Here is a 1,258-nt window from a genome sequence, read left to right on the forward strand (position 1 = left end):
AAATCTATGGTGGCCTCAACCGGTGGGTGCACCGCTACTCGACAGGATGAGTGGTGGAGGTGCGTGTGGAATACACGGCGGAGCAGGAACAGGCGATCTGGGCGGGCTGGCGGGAGGGTGAGTCGTTCCGGCGGGTGGGCGATCGGGTGGGCCAGCCGGCGCATGCGATTCAGTACTTCCTGCGAGGTCGTGGCGGCATCAAGCCGGTGACGTCTCGGCGAGACCATCGTCATCTCACCGGGCACGAGCGGGAGGAGATCTCCCGCGGCACCGCTGCCGGCTGGTCCGTGCGCAGGATCGCTGCGCCTTTGAGGCGTCCGCATTCGACCGTGTCTCGGGAGGTCGGCCGCAACGGTGGGCGGGCCGACTACCGTGCCGCCGCTGCGGACCAAGCAGACCAGACTCGAACAAACCGGCCCAAACCGACCCGGCTGCGCGAGCGGCCTCAGCTGTGAAAGGTCGTGAAGCCAAGTTAGAACTGGATTGGTCGCCTGAGCAGATCGCTGCCTGGCTGAAGCTAACCTTGCCCGACGACCCGACGATGCGCCTGTCCCACGAGGCCATCTACCGGTCGATCTATCACGTCTACCACCGCGAGCTCGACCGCGGCATGTCGCAGCATCTCCGCTCTGGACCCACCATCCGGCGGCCACGGCGCGGGAAACGAGCATCGGGCGAGGGCGGCTGAAGAACATGGTCCCGATCACCGCCCGCCCCGCCGCCGTGGAAGACCGCCTGCAGGTCGGCCACTGGGAGGGTGACCTCGTCATGGGGAAGCGGCCCTCCGTCGTGGCGACACTGGTCGCGCGAAGCACCCGCTTCGTGAAGGTCATTCCCCTGCCGGATGGTTACAAAACGGACGCTGTCCGAGTCGCCGTGACAGCGGCATTCGACGACGTCTCGGACAGCCTCCGGCGGTCACTGACCTGGGACCGAGGCCGCGAGATGGCCGAGCATCAACAGCTCGCCACCGACCTCAAAATGGACGTCTACTTCTGCGCCCCAGCCAGCCCCTGGCAACGCGGATCCAACGAAAACACGAACCGTCTGCTTCGCCAATATCTCACGAAAGGATCCGACCTCCGACAGTTCTCCAACGTCGACCTCGAAGCCATCGCAACCCGTCTCAACGATAGGCCCTGGCAAGTCCTCGACTGGGCCAGATCGAAGGACCGCTACAGGGCCGAATCGTCGCCCGCTACTCTCGAATCAACGAGCGGTGCATCGACCGGTCGAGGCCACCAAAGTTTTTTGAGAC

At 65.0% G+C, this 1,258-nt stretch carries 2 protein-coding genes; both read left to right on the forward strand.

The features are described 5' to 3' along the window. The first annotated feature begins 65 nt into the window (after window positions 1–65). Window positions 66–455 carry a helix-turn-helix domain-containing protein gene (locus tag ITJ49_RS17395; RefSeq protein WP_194606801.1) on the forward strand — a complete coding sequence of 130 codons (390 nt, stop codon included), beginning with the start codon at window positions 66–68 and terminating at the stop codon, window positions 453–455. 238 nt (window positions 456–693) lie between these two features. After that, window positions 694–1,258: IS30 family transposase (locus tag ITJ49_RS17400; RefSeq protein ID WP_194606802.1), on the forward strand; the 565-nt coding region annotated here is incomplete at its 3' end.

This window comes from Frondihabitans sp. VKM Ac-2883 (assembly GCF_015350875.1).
In the GTDB taxonomy this organism is placed as follows: domain Bacteria; phylum Actinomycetota; class Actinomycetes; order Actinomycetales; family Microbacteriaceae; genus Frondihabitans.